The sequence below is a fragment of the Novosphingobium sp. BL-S-24 genome, assembly GCF_055521575.1.
In genome coordinates, this window is record NZ_CM145487.1 from 736,657 (window position 1) to 751,397 (window position 14,741).

A 14,741-nucleotide genomic window follows, 5' to 3' on the forward strand; every position below is an offset into this window, starting at 1 on the left:
CGCCAGACGAGCAACAAAATACCGTCCCCTTCCTAACCCCGCGCTCAGTTAGTGTTCGTGGGACAGTGGCGCGCTCACATCAGCAGCAGATTTGATCGACATGTCGGGGCGGGCCATGCCCGTTAAAGCAAGCGCCCTGGCAAGACTTGGCTATCAGCGCCGGCCTCGACTATACTCCAACTCTACGGCTATGTCGTCAAAGGAACGTTTGCAAGGTCTCGAGGAAGGCGTCGATCCGGTCGTGATGAAGCCAATGACCGGCATTTTCCACGCTGACGACGCTCGCATGCCGGAAGTAGTCGGCGTTGCCGTCTTCAGCCGGGTTGCTGGCCCAGCTTGTCCTGCCATGAAGCAGGAGCACGGGACATTCGATATTGCCCCATAAGGTGTGCCGATCATCGTCGGCGATGTCGAACGGCATGATGGACCGGACGTAGTTGTCGAACTTCCAGCTCCAGCTGCCATCTTCGTTCCGACTCATCCCATAAATGGTCAGATGACGCGCTTGCTCATCGTTGAGAAACGGATTCTCGGCGCGCATCCTGGCATAGGCCTCGTCCAAGGAAGCATAGCGCGCTCCCCCGGGCCGACAGGCCGCGTCGTTCCTCGATCCAGCGGCGCCAACGCTGTGGCACGGGGAGGTCCCGAAGTTCCCTGATCGACGGGGTCGCCATCCCCAGCCCCTCGATGACGGCAAGGCGGTAGACGTTTTCAGGGTATAGCCCGGCGTAACGCAATGCGATCGCGCCTCCCATGGAATGGGCGACGATCCTGACGGGACCCTCCAGCTGATGGACCAATTGCGCCAGATCGGCGACATGGTAAGGCAGCGAATAGGCGCAGTCAGGCGACCATGCGCTGTCACCATGGCCGCGCAGATCGGGTGCGATAACGTGCCATTTCGGGCGCAACGCGCGCGCCACCCAGTCCCAGCTGCGAGCATGGTCGCGGCCTCCATGCAGCAACACGACCGTCGGAGCGCCGGAATTGCCCCAGTCAAGATAGTGCAGTCTAAGGCGCTGTGACGTGAAGATATGAGACGTGGGGCCGCATTCATCGTCTTGCAGTATCATCTACGCCGTCTTGTGACCTATCAGGAAAACCTGACGTTCTTATGCCGAGGCTTTGCTCAAGCCTACAACATAGGAGCTTTTGTCAGTCGCGCTGATCGTAGATGTGGCGAAATCCGAAACCGCAGGCATGATAACGACAGCAATCTCGGCCTTCGTACTCGTGGATCAAGCCAGGGTTATGACGCTCTTCAAAAGCCTCTGGATGAGATCGCCCTGCCTGCTGGTGCCCGTGCGTGAATAGATTTCCTTGGAATACGTTCTCGCGGTTTGCTCGGTGATGCCGATTTCCTTGGCCGCGTCGGTCAGCGAGCGGCCTTCGACCAGCAACGTGGCAAGGCGAGCCTGGGTCGGCGACAAGTCGAACGCTGCCGCAATATGGCTGGACCTGTCTCGAAAATCGCGTTCTCGCCCGGAAATATAGACGAGCAGGCGCGTGGCATCGCGATCCGCACACTGCGGTCCATCGATCGGCACGATCAGCAGGTCAAAACCTGCGCTGCCCGCGACATGCTGCGATTGCGCACGCTGCGTATCCAGCGCGGCGCGGAGTGAACGCTGCAAGCGGGCATCGTCTATCCGGGCACGCAGGCGCCCATGGGAGACCGAAATGTCGCGGCACATCTCAAGGCTGCGTTCGGCAGTGCGGTCGATCCTGAGCACTTGCTCTCTTCCATCCAGGGCGATCACGCCGAAAGACAACATCTCTGCGGCGCGCTGGTATTCCGCCTTCTCGGCGTGAGCGCGAATCAGAGCGCTGTGACAAGAAAGCGCGGGAGAGAGATGCGTTGCCAGCCGGGCGCAAAGCGCGCGCTCCGGTAAGCCGAACGGAGCACCCTGGGCGTTCCGGGTCACGGTGATCCAAATGTTGGAACCAGCAGGTTCGATGACCCGGAAGATCAGAAAATGCGCGAAGCCCGCGGGGGCAAGGAAATCGCGGCGGAAGGGATCGTCCGCGAGATCGCAGTCGGTCAGCTCTTCGTAAATGTAGGCACGGCCGGGCTCCATCTGAAAATAGGGGATCGGATCTCGGTGGGAGAACTCGCTGAGGTAGCGGCTGACGATCCAGTCAGGTGCGGCCCCGGTCGAAATCTCTACCTCGTCCGACAGCGATCCTCCGATCCGCCGGAATATCAAATTCGCGTAGGTTGCGTCCAGCGCATCACAGAGCAGCGGAACGAAGCTTTCAAAAGGCCGCGCTTCAAGAGCGCCTTGCTGGATCGCGAGGATGAGCGCCTCGGCCTTATCCTGTCCCATGCTCGTCCTCTTTCCCATTTGGGGATATGACTATCTTCAGCGCCGTGATTGCATGCGCTGGTAAAGGTCGCAAGCGCGCGGAACGAAGCGACAAGTGGAGAGAGATGATGAAAGCGGCGATTTTCGACCGGCCCGGAACGGTGCTGAACATCAATGAGATAGCAGAGCCCGTACCCGCCGAGGGGGAGGTCATCGTCAGAGTATCACGTTGCGGCGTGTGCGGAACCGATCTGCATTCGACGAGCGGTCACGGTTACACCTACCCCCCCGCTACGGTCATGGGGCATGAATTCGCCGGCGAGGTGGTCGAACTGGGAGCAGGAGTCGAGACTCTGAAGCGGGGCGATCATGTCGCCGCACTACCGGTTGTGGGCTGCGGACATTGCGAAGCCTGCAAGACGGGCGTCGATGTTCTCTGCTCCACTTTCCGGCCTTACGCCGAGGGGATGGCGCAGTTCGCCCGCGTCAGCGCACGCGGAGCGACGATCCTCCCGCGCACCGTCACGCTGGCCGATGGAGCGTTGGTCGAGCCGTTGGCCGTCGGCAGGCGCGGTGTCCGTCTGGCCGCGCCGAGCGCGCAGACCCGGGTGCTGGTCATCGGCCCCGGCCCAATCGGGCTTGCCTGCATCTTCTGGCTGCGGCAGGCCGGAGTACGGAACATCGCAGTGCTGGCCAGCAGCAGCCGAAGGCGCGTGCTCGCCGAGAAGATGGGTGCCGAGCATTATATTCTCGAAGGCGAGCATGCCCAGAGCGAAATCACGCGCGTCCTGGGTGGTGCGCCAGACCTGATCATCGAGGCCGCAGGTGTGCCCGGAGTGCTGGCGCGGGCGATCGAGCTGATCCGGCCGCAGGGCAAGATCATCGCTCTCGGCTATTGCGCAACACCCGAGGGCATCATCCCCGCCGCGGCGCTCATGAAGGACCTGACGCTGCGCTTCTCGAGCACTTACACGCGCGAAGATTTCCAAGCCTGCGCCGAAGCGCTCGCAAAGGATGGCGAACGGGCCAATGCCATGGTGACTGACACCGTGTCCCTCGCCGATTTCCCACAGGCGTTCGAGGCCTTCCGCGACGGCAAGAGCATCGTCGGCAAGCTGATGGTGGATCCGTGGGCATGATGGTGAAGGACCGCATCGATACGCTACACGAGGCGGCAATCGCGCGGACGGGCTACAGCGACTTCGGTGACTCGGACTATCAGCAGGGTCTTGAGCGTTTTCTGGACGCGGTCGCGGCGATCCCCGAAGACAGGGAACTGCATCAGGCTGCGGCGGAACGAACGGCCACTGACTTGCTCTCCAGTCGGCTGATCACCCATAATAGCTGGAATGGCAATCCCGGCTGGAAGGATCGCTCGATACGGCGACCTCTAATCGTGATGGGCATACCGCGCAGCGGCACGACGGCGCTGCACCATCTGCTCAGTCTCGACCCGCAATTCCAGGGCCTCGAGCATTGGTTCGTCTGGGGGCCGATAGCCAGGCCGCCGCGCGAGGCTTGGCCCGCGCATCCTCAACACCAGGCAGCCGTCAAGCAGTTAGCCGCGTGGCGTGCTTCTTCGCCCGAGACGATGGACGCACATTCCGGAGAGCCGGACGACTATGATGAGTGCCTCACCCCCATGGCGCAGACATTCCTGTCCAATTTCCTGACGTCGATGCACGATATTCCGGAATATGACGCGTGGTTCCGGAGCCAGGACGAAACTGCATCCTACGCACGGTTTCTCAACATAATGAAGCTGGTCGGCCTGCACGATGATCGCCCATGGCTGCTGAAAAATCCCAGTCATACATTTGGGGTCGAGGCAATGCTGCGCGTGTTTCCCGACGCTTGTCTTGTCCAGACGCACCGGCATCCGGCCCGGACGATCGCCTCGCTCGTCAATCTTCTCAGCGGTTTTCGCGGGCTGATGGGCGGAAAGTCCGTGGACCGTTCGGTCGTCGAAGCCCGGGAGGTATCGTTCTGGGCTGAGGCCATGCGCCGCACCATGGCGGTGGAAGATCGCGAGCCGGGCCGTATCGTCAATGTCTGGCAACATGAAACACGCGATGATCCCATGGGAGTGGTCGAACGAATCTATGGCCAATTCGGTCTGGAGCTGTCGGCGGACGCGGAACAGCGGATGCGGCGCTGGGCCGCGGCCAATGCGGCCCATGCCAAACCTAGCCACGTCTACGAGCCGATCGAAAGTGAGCGCCACGTGGCGGAAGCGTTCGCACCCTATATCGAACGATATAATCTTTAGGAGGGAAGCCGCATGACCATCAGGCTCTTCGCGGGACAGTTCCAGACCGCATATCTTACCGACAACATGGACCGGGGCTTGGCGTACTTCCGTGACAGGTTTGCCATCCGGGACTGGACTATCATGAACACCGCAGGACCGGGCTCTCCGGCAAACGCGATTGCCATCGCTTATTCGGGCGAAACGATGGTCGAGCTTATCGAGCCTTCGGCAGAACCTTCCCTTTATCAGAACTGGCTTTCAGCCGGCGGATCGGGGCTTCGCTTCCATCATCTTGGCTTTCTCGTCCATAGTGACGAGGAGTGGCAGGCGACGATCTGGACGTTCGAGGAAAGTGGCTATCCGACTGTCTCCTCTGGCACGGCGGAAGGCCTCATGGACTATCTCTATGCCGACTCGACCGCGGTCCTCGGTCACTATTGCGAACTGATCCATCTACAGCCCGGCGGTGAAGCATTGTTTGCCTCTGTCCCGCGCAATTGATCCAGCAAGGATACCGTTATGACAAACGTAACCGCACGTATGGAGTGGTCCACCTTACACGCTTCGCTCAAGGACATAGAGAACACGTTGTCCTACGTGCTGGGGGCAGACGACAGCTGGCTTCGGCAGGAAGCCATACAGCAAATGGCTATGAGCCTGTCCCAAGCCTATGCACTGCATTTCTCCGACGACCCACAACGCCCGACATTCTTCTCCCTGCTCAACCCGATCATCAAATCCGCGGCTCCCAATCCAGATTACATGTACCGACTGGCGTTTATCGACGACGTCGGCACGTATCGGGTCGAGGGCACGCGCGGAACCAATCTGTTCACTCAGATGGGCATCGGTTCGGGACTGATTGGTGTGGACGACGTGCCGGGACCGCCGATGCTGAGTCTGGAACTCGACGACGACCTGACGGTCGGCCAAGATGGCAGCTTCTCTTTCCTGATCAGCCCCGAGCGTCCCGAGGGTTATGAGGGCGATTGGTTCAAACTGGACAAGGGCGCGCGAACGGTCAATATCCGCGAGGCGAGCTACGACTGGCTCAATGAGCGCGACGGCATCTTCACCATCGTCCGCCTCGACGCCGCGCTCCAGTATCGCCGGTGGAGCGAGGATGAGATCGCGCATCAGCTTGAACGAATGACGGGTTTTGCCGACCGCTATGCGCGGATTTTCGTCCAGTTCGTCAAAAACCTAGAGCAGAACCCGATCAACACGGTGACCCTCCACGACTGGTCGGGCATCGGCGGCTTGAAAGGGCAAAGCTATTACGAGGGACTGTTCGAGATCGCCGAGGACGAGGCCGTGATCCTCGAAACGGAGATCCCCGAAACCGCGAAGTACTGGTCGGTCCTGCTGGCGGATCGCATCTTCAACACCATTGAGTGGGACAAGTGCCAGTCCAGTCTCAATGCTCATCAGGCGCGGCTTGATAGTGACGGCAGGTTTCGCGCGGTCATCTCGATTGGAGATCCCGGAGTTCACAACTGGCTGGAAACTGCCGGACGAACCCGAGGCGTCGTCCAAGGCCGGTGGTACAAGGCGAGCAGCGCGCCGGTGCCTCAGTTGAAGCGGGTCAAATTGGCGGAAGTCCGTGATCATCTACCTGCCGACACGCCGGCCTTCAGCGAACAGGATCGCCGTGAGCAGTTGCTGGAACGGTGGCGTGGCGCGCAGATCCGCAGGAAATGGTAGGGCCCTGCACAGGCCGGCGGAACTCGCCGGCCTGTGATGATACAAGTCAGAGGATGATACGATGATCGCCGCACGCCAGCATCTTTCCGAAGAACGCACCTTTGATTTCGACCTCTATGACATTCCGGGACTGGTCGACGGCTGTACCGATGATATCCATGCCCTGTGGAAGAAGGTTCAGGACAGCTTCCCCGATGTCTTCTGGACACCTCGCCATGGCGGGCACTGGGTCGTCACGCGGTACAGCGAGATCGTTCGCATCTGCCAGGAGCCGTCGCTGTTTTCAAATAGCGACCCGTTCGTCCCGATCGGGATCGTGCCCCACACCGGGCCGAGCCAGATGGACGCCCCGGAACATATGCCGTTTCGCAAACTGGTATCACTCGCCTTCACTCCCGCCAAATTGAACGAAGCCAGTGTCCGTGCGCGCGCCGCCGCCGTTGCCATCATCGAGCAACTCAAGCCTGCCGGTAGATGCAATTTCATGGCGGACTTCGCCGGCGTCATGCCGATCGTGACGTTCCTCAACCTTCTGGGCATGCCGGAAAGCGAAGCGACGTATCTGCGCGGCCTGTCGGAACGCATGGTGCCGGGTCAGCCCGGCATGGCGGAAGCGCATGTCGAAGCCAGCGAGTACATCGAGGATCTCATTCGCGAGCGACAGCGCAAGCCAAGCGACGATTTCGTGAGCATGCTGGTCCACGCCCAAGTCATGGGCCGCGATCTGACGCCGACTGAACGCTCAAACATCGTGCGTCTGGTCGTGACCGGGGGGCTGGACACCGTCATCAACACCACTAGCTTCGCCACCACCCACTTCGCGCGTCACCCCGAACTTCAGCGTGAGTTGCGCACGAACCCCGAACTGTACGACGGCGCTGTCGAAGAGATTACACGCCGGTTCGGTACCAGCAATCTGGCCAGGATCGCTCGCGAAGATGTGGAACTGGGTGGCGTATCTATCGCCAAAGGCGAGCAGGTGCTGGGAATTTTCCCATTGGCGGGACTGGACGAACGAGCCAACCCAGATCCGATGATCTTCGATCCGCGACGCCGGAACCGCAAGCATATGAATTTCGGCAGTGGGCCGCATACTTGCCTCGGCGCCCGCCTTGCACGCCGCGAAATCCGAATCTTTCTGGAAGAGTGGATGACGAACATTCCGGAGTTCCGGATAGTCCCCGGCACTTCGCCGCGGATGTCCTCCGGTATCATCAACACGATGCGGGACCTCGAACTGGAATGGGATGTGCCGTAGCCTGACGCACCGTGCGTAAGAGGCGCCAACAATAATGCGGCGCGCGATAAGGGAGACAAGGATGCGTGATGTCAGGGGCAAGATCGCCTTCGTTACGGGCGGAGGGTGCGGCATCAGCCTCGGTATGAGCCGGGCGTTCCTGGACGCCGGCATGAAGGTCATCGTTGCCGATGTACGTGAGAAACACCTAGAGGAAGCGCGCGCGGCTCTGGCGGACCATCAAGACGTGCGCTTCATGGTGCTGCTGGATGTGGCCGACCGCGCCGCCGTTCTGCGCGCCGCCAACGATGCCGAGGCCATTTTCGGGAAGCTCCATCTCCTTGCCAACAATGCCGGCGTGGGCGCAAAGCGGAATAGCCGATGACGACTTTGCCTTGTGGGACTGGCTGATGGCTATCATAGTCGGAGGCGTCGTCAACGGGATCAAGGCGTTCCTGCCCAAGCTGCGCGCGCATGGCGAGGGTGGACATATTATCAACACGGCCTCTTTCTCGGCCTTCCTGCCACACCAGTGCCTACAGCATTTCCAAGGTGGCCGTCTGGGCGATCACCGATGCGCTTCGCGTCAGTCTTGCCGACGAGAATATACAGGTGTCGCTTTTGTGCCCTTTCGTGGTGCAGACGCGTGCCATGGCCAATCTGCGGGTGCGCGAGACGCTGGACGGTTCAGAGGTGCGGGAAGCGTTCGACCTTTCGGCCGGCATCGATCCCCTGGAGATGGGTCGCATCGCCCTGGCCGGCATCCGCGCGGAGAAAGCCAACATTTGCGCTAGCACTGATGCTAAACCCATGATGAAGGAGCGCTTTGATGCTGTCTTGCGTGATTTCGATGGGATGGAGGAACGGCAGCCATGAAACAGACTCTGGAGGGTAAGGTCGCGTTGATTACCGGCGGTGGCCAGGGCATCGGTCTAGCGCTGGCAAAGCTGTTCAACGCGAACGGCGCATCGGTCGTGATCACGGGCCGTGACGGCGCCAAGCTGGAGCGGGCGGCTCAGGAAATCGGCGGAGACCGGATCGCATATCGCAGGAGAGGTGTCATCACGGAGCAATGCGGATGCCGCTATCGCGCTGGCGATCGAACGCTTCGGCACGATCGACATCGTGGTCAACAATGCGCAGACCTCTACCGGCACAGGTACGCCGCTGGAGGAAGTAACCGATGAGATGGTGGAGGGCGTGCTGCACTCCGGCCTGCTTGGCACACTCTATCACATGCAGGCCGCCTTTCCCCACATGAAGGCTGCAGGCGGCGGCACGATCCTCAACATGGGATCGCGGGAGGGCATCTATGGCGGCCAGGGCGCCGGCATGTATGCCGCGACCAAGGAAGGCATACGGGGACTTTCGCGTGTCGCCGCCCGCGAATTCGGCCGCCACAACATCCGCGTCAACATCCTTTGCCCGGCCGCGCTCACGACAGCAGCGGCGGACTTCTTGGTCGCGCACCCCGACTTGGCCGAAGTTTATCGCAAGGAGATCTCGCTGGGGCGGTTCGGCGACCCAAATGCGGATATCGCGCCGATCGCCTTGTTCCTCGCCAGCGATGACAGTCGGTATCTGACCGGGCAGACGATCAATGCCGATGGCGGACAGATCATGCTCTAACGATAACTGCAGGCCGCTGCCCATCGGCTGTATATGATGCAGAGCCTCAAGGCTCGCCGTCCGTACTTCCGCCGGGGACCGCCCTTCAGACAAGAGGTTTCAATGAACGACGCACATGACGAGATCCTGATCGACATGCCCGGTAACGGCGTGCTGCGTGTGACGTTGAACCGCCCTGATGCGGGCAACGGCTTCACATTCGCCATGTACGAAAAGCTGGCCCAAATCTTTGGAGAGACGGCCTATCGTTCGGACGTTCAGGTGGTCATTCTGACGGCCAATGGCCGCATGTTCAGTGTCGGCCATGATCTTCGCAACGGCGGCACGTCTTCGATCGTGCCGACAGACGTCGGGCCGACCCACAGCGCACGCCTTTCGACACGGGCGATCAACCAGCTACCCGTGCTGATGCGCAATCTGCCCCAGCCGATCATCTGTGCGGTCAACGGCACCGCAGCCGGCGCCGGATATGGACTTGCTCTTGCTGCGGACCTGACGATCGCCGCACGCTCCGCCAAGTTCGTCAACGCGTTCCATAATGCCGGCACAGGCCACGAATTCGGCTTGTCTTATTTCTTGCCCCGCGCGGTCGGATCGCAGCGTGCCATGGAGCTGCTGCTGACCGGGCGTCACCTGCCTGCCGAGGAAGCCCGCGACATTGGGCTGATCCTACGCGTTGTCGATGATGGGACCCTGATGGACGAAGCGCTCGCACTTGCGGACGCGATCATGCAGAATGCGCCGCTCGGCATCCAGATAACCAAACAGTCGGTCTGGCTGAACCTGGGCGCGCCCAGCCTGGATGCCGCGATGGAAATGGAATCACGCGGCCAGATGATGACGATCGGCACCAGCGATCGGGTGGAAAAACGATCCTCTTTCTTCGAGAAGCGCCGCCCCGTATTCGAGAACCGTTAAAGGGGGCGCGGCCCTCAAGTCAAATGGCCGCCTTCAGCAGGTGCGACCGTTCGTCAGTGCGCCGCACACTTTCGTGTGCGCGCTAATGGTCAGTATGCATACCGATCGAGCGGAAACAAAGAAGGCGCTGATGGCCTCGACGTCGCCTTAATTGCGAATCCTTAAACCGGCGTCGCATCGGATATGAACGGAGCCTCGCCGCTAACCGCCGGTGCGAAGCGTGAGCGTTCACTCACCGCATCAAGCCGGGCCACACGGTCATCGATCAGCCATTCGTCGTCGAGCTTGACGAAGCGGTCTTCGTAGCGGCCCAGATGGTCGAGACCGATCTCGGTGAACACCGTGAAATAAGAGCGTACGCGAGCCTGCTCACCATCGAGTTTGACATCAATGTTGGTGACATTGTGCCGCTGGAACTTCTTGCCGCCCCCGCCGTGGCCTCGCGCCAGCGCTCTCGTACCCAGCGTTTCGGCGATGTCCACGCGCCCATGTAGGGTCATCTTGCTCGTCACGTGGAGCTTGCCTTCGGGCGTGAAGCACCGCGCCATCGCGACATAGTCGGCCGCATCGACCGACCAAGCATAGCGGACGACGGTCGCGCGGATCTGTTCGAACGCGATGCAGTCCTCGACGGTCATCATGCGGTCTCCTTTTTCTCGGCTATCTTCGCAACCAAGGCGCGAAAATCGAGCTTGCCGTTGCTCATGAAGGGAATGTCCTCCGTTGCCAGTACACGCATGACTTTGGGCACCTTGTAACTGGACAATTCGCCACGCAGCCGCGCCAGGACTTCATCGACATCGATCCCTTGTGGCCCGCTCGGGACCAGTGCCGCACCGACGATCTGGCCGACTGCGGCATCCTCAATCCCCACCACATAGGCGTTGGCTATCCCCGGGATGGCCTTGAGAGCACCCTCGACCTCGGCTGCGGCGACATTGTTGCCCGCCGTTTTGATGAGGCCAACGTCCCTGCCGGCGTAGACCAGGAGTTCATCCTTGAAATAGCCGCGATCCTTGGTGTCATAGAAGCCGTCGCGCTCGAATACGTCCTCCCGCTCGCGCTTGTAGAAGCCGAGCATTAGGCTGTAGCCGCGCACCTGGATGTTACCCGCTTCGCCCGGCGCCGCGAGCTCCTGAGTGTCCTCATCGACGATCCGGTGCTCCATGAACGGAATGGGTCGACCAACTGAGCCCTTGGACGCCTCACGCTCCGCAACATATACGCCGGTGTGGTTGGACGCCGTTTCCGACATGCCAAGGCCGGTCGACCATGCTAGCGCTGGGTTCCAGAGCGGATCGGTAAAGCCCGGAATGGACCGGGACGACAGGGTCGGATGCTCCAACAGCGGATTGAGGACACCTGGCCAGCCGATGACGCGAGTCGCGCCTTCCTTTTCCATCAGGTCTAGGGCTGCACCTGGCTCGAACCGCTCCATGCAGATGATGGTCGCGCCCAGCATCATCACGGGGATGACGGTGTAACAGTTTCCTCCAACCCAGAAGAACGGCATGCCCGCGAAAATCCTGTCTTTGGCGGTCCACTCGTTGATGTCGATGATCGCGGTGCCATGCCGGATTGGCGCACCGTGGCTGTGAATGACGCACTTAGGATCGCTGGTGCTACCGGAGGTGAAGATCGCTAGCATCCAGTCCGCGGGTGTGACCTCGGCCTCCACCTCCGCCAGGAAGGCATCGGATACCTGTGCGTCGACAGCGGCATCGGGGTTTGCCAAGTCGATGGCGTCGTAGAGACCATCGGGCCCGAAGCTGGTGAACACGATCCGGCGCAAATAGGGGAGATCCTGCATCATCAGGGGCTGCGTCAAAGTGTCGAACGGCAGCCCCAGCAGTTCCTCCACGGCCGGCCCCTGCTCCCGGCCGATGATGTGAGTCGGCATAAGGAAGAACTGCGCATCCCCGATCCGCAAGCACTTCTTGGTTTCGCCGGTCTTGTAGGCAGAGCTCAAGGGCATGAAGAACCCGCCGATCCTCGTCACCGCCAGCCAGGTGATCACCCATTGCACGCTGTTGGCATATTTGGCTGCGACTCGCGTGCCCTTCGACACACCCATGAGCAGGAGACGCTTTGCGAGAGCCCGAGAAAGGCGGTCGGCGTCCGCATAGGTCAATCGCAAATCGGGCTCGACAACAAAATCATTGTCGGGGAAATGCTCCACGGCATGGCGCAACAACCCCACGGTAGTCGGCGCGAAGTCCAGGGCGGGGGCTTGGTCAGTCATCACGAGCGGCTCCGATGGATACGAATTGATGGTGCGGACACCCAGACTCCTGGGTCGCGGGTTTTTATAGTCTGGCACCCGCGTGCAAGTTGGATGGATCGCAACCGGCCATGCACTGAACCCTTGAAATGATCCCAGGGTTCGTCTGCCGTATGGTTGCACGGATTCTCTGATCACAGCCTCTCGCTTACTCTTTGTCTGCAGATCTCGCTGGCATAGGGCTCGACGAGAATCAAATAGCTATTCAAATTTCGTCACACTTTCGCGGCTGCTTTGTCCACGCGTGCGACGCGTCTCGATTTCCGCCAGAGCGTGACGCACCGTGGCGATCAAATCGGTACGCGCTGCGGAGCCCATCCCCAACACCCACTGAATGTGTGGCGCCTGCATGTCGGTTTGCGCGGCCGTCTCGAGCTTTTCCCGACCACGCTGGTTCAGCTGCACCAGAAGGCTGCGGCGATCCGAGTCCGATGGCACGCGATCGATCAGCCTCTTGCGCTGCAGAGAATGAATCCGCTTCGCGACGCCGGGCAGTGATAGCGCGAAATGGTGTTTGAGCGTCGTCGGCGTGCAGCGAAACGGTGGCCCCATGCGATACAGGACATCGAGCACGAGCAGCTCGCCCACCGTAAGGCCGTTGCACGCGGCGGTCCGGCGCGCACTGTCATCGATCGCCTGGGCCAACCGGGTGATGCGCGTCGAAAGATCGTAGGCTTCCGCCAGACCATCGGCAGTCCACCGATGCTTCCACTCCGTCACGATCCGGTCATGCCGTTCCGCGCTTCGCGAGACATCGGCCAGAAACCGCGGGCCGGGACGGAGTCTCCCGTTAGGCGCACGAAGGAGCACATCTTCCGTTACCAGCGTGGCGACGACTTGCGCGGCCGAAGCCTTGCTGGCATACCCCCATAGCTTTGCCAGCGCGGAAAGGGACGGAACGACGCCATGCTCTCCCACATAGGGCCGAAGCTTCACCATCGCTGCATTGCTGCTCAATGTCATGACTGCTGAAGTCCTTCGACGATCTGCGACTTGCTACGTTTGGGTATTTGAACGATCGTTCACCAATTGACACGCATTTTTCTCACAAATTGACACCAGTACTAAGCCCGGCATAGTTCATCCGATACGACACGCGAAACCGTGCTGACGAGGAGAGGGCTAGAATATGGCTTCTGATCTGACCGATACCGGCTATTTTTTATCTGCGCAGAACGCCGCCATGACCACCGACCAGCAACAGGTCGAACGCTGGGCCATGGAATTGCGAGATCACCCCATGGTTCGTGCGTCGACTGAACGCTCGTCCCATTATTGGCGTGCCGCGATGCAGCCGGATTGGGATGCGGGCGCTCAGGCCATGTTCGATTCGGCGATGGACGAATATGCCTTCAACTACATATTGAAGGCCGCCGTTAGCGATGCCGCCTATCCGCGCATCGCGCAGATCTTCCTGCCAGCGCATGACTGCTTTGGCCGGGCGGTTCCGGGATCGAGGATCGGCGGCGACAATCCCGACAATGTCTACCGCTTTATCGGTATAGAGCATGGCGCGGAGTACCGCTTGCATGGGAAGGTGGAAACGGACAGCCCGACGAACGTCAGCTACACACTGGTAGCCAACTATGGTTGCACCAAGACCGTGGCGACGATCGAGAACCATGAACTGGTGGTGGGCTCGGATGGGCACTTCATCATAACCGTCGACGATCAGCCGGCGGACGGGCGCGCGAACCATCTGCAGACCCAGCCCGGCACCTGCTTCTTGTTCATTCGCGACACGTTGGCAGACTGGGCCAAGGAGCGGGCGAACCGCCTGCGCATCGAGCGGGTGACCCCGCCGGGACGCGACCCGCTTACGATCGAACAGATGGCCGCGCTCGCTGCGGAAGAGATGTTCGATCATGTCCCGCTTTATTACTGGTATCAGCGGACCTGCCAGTCTCCGACCAACGACCTGACCCCCGCCTTTCGGTCCGGCTATGTCGGCGGGCTGGTGACGCAAGCCGGGTCGTTCGGGGCTTTCCGGCTGGGCGAGGACGACTGCATGGTCGTTCGCATCAATCCTGGCGGCGCCCGCTATCACTCGATCGTCGCGCACGACATGTATTATCGTACGATCGAAGCGGGTGACCGTTCTAGCTGCTTCAATCCCGGACAGGTCGTTCTGGGATCCGATGGCGTGGCGACGTACGTCTTCTCGCACCGCGATCCGGGCGTCACCAACTGGGTCGATCTTGCGGGCCTTCCCGGCTCGATCATCCTGCAGCGCTGGCAGGCGCTCCCACCCGGGGATCTCACGGCGTCCAGCGCGGCGCAGCACGTGAAGCTTGCCGACCTCGACCGGCTGCTCGGCGCGGATATCGGTTCGGTCACCAGCGCAGAACGCGCGCGGCAGATAGAGGCGCGGCGGCAGTCCTACAACAGGCGCCTGATCGGCGTCTAAGCATCAGA

Annotated in this window: 14 protein-coding genes and 2 pseudogenes; 11 read left to right on the top strand and 5 right to left on the bottom strand. The window is 60.8% G+C overall.

Annotated elements, in window-relative coordinates:
* Nucleotides 1–196 precede the first annotated feature (196 nt).
* Together ACZ1JM_RS03300 and ACZ1JM_RS03305 are read right to left on the bottom strand one after the other, a co-directional pair.
* Nucleotides 197–1,073, bottom strand: a pseudogene (locus ACZ1JM_RS03300) (alpha/beta fold hydrolase).
* Between the two features lie 165 nt (nt 1,074–1,238).
* Nucleotides 1,239–2,327 (bottom strand): helix-turn-helix transcriptional regulator, encoded by a 1,089-nt coding sequence (locus tag ACZ1JM_RS03305; protein WP_465131713.1) that lies wholly within the window; start codon nt 2,325–2,327, stop codon nt 1,239–1,241.
* A 26-nt stretch (nt 2,328–2,353) separates the two neighbouring features.
* Between ACZ1JM_RS03305 and ACZ1JM_RS03310 the strand changes: the two genes are divergently transcribed.
* The 10 genes and pseudogenes from ACZ1JM_RS03310 to ACZ1JM_RS03355 all read left to right on the top strand — a co-directional run bounded on the left by ACZ1JM_RS03310 (nt 2,354) and on the right by ACZ1JM_RS03355 (nt 10,045).
* A complete protein-coding gene (locus tag ACZ1JM_RS03310) occupies nt 2,354–3,445 on the top strand; it encodes a zinc-dependent alcohol dehydrogenase (RefSeq protein ID WP_465131714.1) in 1,092 nt (363 codons plus the stop codon).
* Nucleotides 3,442–4,575: a sulfotransferase family protein gene (locus ACZ1JM_RS03315; protein ID WP_465131715.1), complete on the top strand. Its 1,134-nt coding sequence runs from the start codon at nt 3,442–3,444 to the stop codon at nt 4,573–4,575. Before ACZ1JM_RS03310 ends, ACZ1JM_RS03315 begins: the two co-directional genes overlap by 4 nt.
* 12 nt (nt 4,576–4,587) lie before the next feature.
* Nucleotides 4,588–5,058, top strand: coding sequence for a VOC family protein (locus tag ACZ1JM_RS03320; RefSeq protein ID WP_465131716.1), 471 nt, complete (start codon nt 4,588–4,590; stop codon nt 5,056–5,058).
* An 18-nt stretch (nt 5,059–5,076) separates the two neighbouring features.
* Nucleotides 5,077–6,261 carry a DUF1214 domain-containing protein gene (locus ACZ1JM_RS03325; RefSeq protein WP_465131717.1) on the top strand — a complete coding sequence of 395 codons (1,185 nt, stop codon included), beginning with the start codon at nt 5,077–5,079 and terminating at the stop codon, nt 6,259–6,261.
* A 61-nt stretch (nt 6,262–6,322) separates the two neighbouring features.
* Nucleotides 6,323–7,519, top strand: a complete 1,197-nt coding sequence (locus ACZ1JM_RS03330; RefSeq protein WP_465131718.1) for a cytochrome P450 — start codon at nt 6,323–6,325, stop codon at nt 7,517–7,519.
* A gap of 61 nt (nt 7,520–7,580) precedes the next feature.
* Nucleotides 7,581–7,883, top strand: coding sequence for an SDR family NAD(P)-dependent oxidoreductase (locus tag ACZ1JM_RS03335; RefSeq protein ID WP_465131719.1), 303 nt, complete (start codon nt 7,581–7,583; stop codon nt 7,881–7,883).
* Between the two features lie 89 nt (nt 7,884–7,972).
* Nucleotides 7,973–8,374 carry an SDR family NAD(P)-dependent oxidoreductase gene (locus tag ACZ1JM_RS03340; RefSeq protein ID WP_465131720.1) on the top strand — a complete coding sequence of 134 codons (402 nt, stop codon included), beginning with the start codon at nt 7,973–7,975 and terminating at the stop codon, nt 8,372–8,374.
* Nucleotides 8,371–8,472 (top strand): annotated as a pseudogene (locus ACZ1JM_RS03345) (oxidoreductase); the annotation flags it as partial. The gene ACZ1JM_RS03340 and the pseudogene ACZ1JM_RS03345, both read left to right, overlap by 4 nt.
* A gap of 82 nt (nt 8,473–8,554) precedes the next feature.
* The gene (locus ACZ1JM_RS03350) at nt 8,555–9,127 is read left to right on the top strand and encodes an SDR family NAD(P)-dependent oxidoreductase (RefSeq protein ID WP_465131721.1); all 573 of its coding nucleotides are present in this window, start codon (nt 8,555–8,557) and stop codon (nt 9,125–9,127) included.
* 102 nt (nt 9,128–9,229) lie between these two features.
* The gene (locus ACZ1JM_RS03355; RefSeq protein WP_465131722.1) at nt 9,230–10,045 is read left to right on the top strand and encodes an enoyl-CoA hydratase/isomerase family protein; all 816 of its coding nucleotides are present in this window, start codon (nt 9,230–9,232) and stop codon (nt 10,043–10,045) included.
* Nucleotides 10,046–10,206: 161 nt separating this feature from the next.
* Here ACZ1JM_RS03355 and ACZ1JM_RS03360 read toward each other — a convergent pair whose 3' ends face one another.
* The 3 genes from ACZ1JM_RS03360 to ACZ1JM_RS03370 all read right to left on the bottom strand — a co-directional run bounded on the left by ACZ1JM_RS03360 (nt 10,207) and on the right by ACZ1JM_RS03370 (nt 13,289).
* The gene (locus ACZ1JM_RS03360) at nt 10,207–10,686 is read right to left on the bottom strand and encodes a nuclear transport factor 2 family protein (protein WP_465131723.1); all 480 of its coding nucleotides are present in this window, start codon (nt 10,684–10,686) and stop codon (nt 10,207–10,209) included.
* Entirely contained in the window at nt 10,683–12,287 is a 1,605-nt protein-coding gene (locus ACZ1JM_RS03365) for a class I adenylate-forming enzyme family protein (RefSeq protein WP_465131724.1), read from the bottom strand. The genes ACZ1JM_RS03360 and ACZ1JM_RS03365 overlap by 4 nt, the downstream gene beginning before the upstream one ends.
* Nucleotides 12,288–12,527: 240 nt before the next feature.
* Nucleotides 12,528–13,289 carry a MarR family winged helix-turn-helix transcriptional regulator gene (locus ACZ1JM_RS03370; protein ID WP_465131725.1) on the bottom strand — a complete coding sequence of 254 codons (762 nt, stop codon included), beginning with the start codon at nt 13,287–13,289 and terminating at the stop codon, nt 12,528–12,530.
* Between the two features lie 166 nt (nt 13,290–13,455).
* Between ACZ1JM_RS03370 and ACZ1JM_RS03375 the strand changes: the two genes are divergently transcribed.
* Complete coding sequence (locus ACZ1JM_RS03375; protein WP_465131726.1) at nt 13,456–14,733, top strand: hypothetical protein; 1,278 nt, start codon at nt 13,456–13,458, stop codon at nt 14,731–14,733.
* The last annotated feature ends 8 nt before the right edge of the window (nt 14,734–14,741 follow it).

Coding starts and splice junctions, on each gene's coding strand:
- ACZ1JM_RS03375 (WP_465131726.1), top strand. CDS start 13,456: ATGGCTTCTGATCTGACCGATACCGGCTATTTTTTATCTGCGCAGAAC.
- ACZ1JM_RS03305 (WP_465131713.1), bottom strand. CDS start 2,327: ATGGGACAGGATAAGGCCGAGGCGCTCATCCTCGCGATCCAGCAAGGC.
- ACZ1JM_RS03325 (WP_465131717.1), top strand. CDS start 5,077: ATGACAAACGTAACCGCACGTATGGAGTGGTCCACCTTACACGCTTCG.
- ACZ1JM_RS03355 (WP_465131722.1), top strand. CDS start 9,230: ATGAACGACGCACATGACGAGATCCTGATCGACATGCCCGGTAACGGC.
- ACZ1JM_RS03320 (WP_465131716.1), top strand. CDS start 4,588: ATGACCATCAGGCTCTTCGCGGGACAGTTCCAGACCGCATATCTTACC.
- ACZ1JM_RS03315 (WP_465131715.1), top strand. CDS start 3,442: ATGATGGTGAAGGACCGCATCGATACGCTACACGAGGCGGCAATCGCG.
- ACZ1JM_RS03335 (WP_465131719.1), top strand. CDS start 7,581: ATGCGTGATGTCAGGGGCAAGATCGCCTTCGTTACGGGCGGAGGGTGC.
- ACZ1JM_RS03330 (WP_465131718.1), top strand. CDS start 6,323: ATGATCGCCGCACGCCAGCATCTTTCCGAAGAACGCACCTTTGATTTC.
- ACZ1JM_RS03360 (WP_465131723.1), bottom strand. CDS start 10,686: ATGATGACCGTCGAGGACTGCATCGCGTTCGAACAGATCCGCGCGACC.
- ACZ1JM_RS03365 (WP_465131724.1), bottom strand. CDS start 12,287: ATGACTGACCAAGCCCCCGCCCTGGACTTCGCGCCGACTACCGTGGGG.
- ACZ1JM_RS03310 (WP_465131714.1), top strand. CDS start 2,354: ATGACTATCTTCAGCGCCGTGATTGCATGCGCTGGTAAAGGTCGCAAG.
- ACZ1JM_RS03340 (WP_465131720.1), top strand. CDS start 7,973: ATGGCGAGGGTGGACATATTATCAACACGGCCTCTTTCTCGGCCTTCC.
- ACZ1JM_RS03370 (WP_465131725.1), bottom strand. CDS start 13,289: ATGACATTGAGCAGCAATGCAGCGATGGTGAAGCTTCGGCCCTATGTG.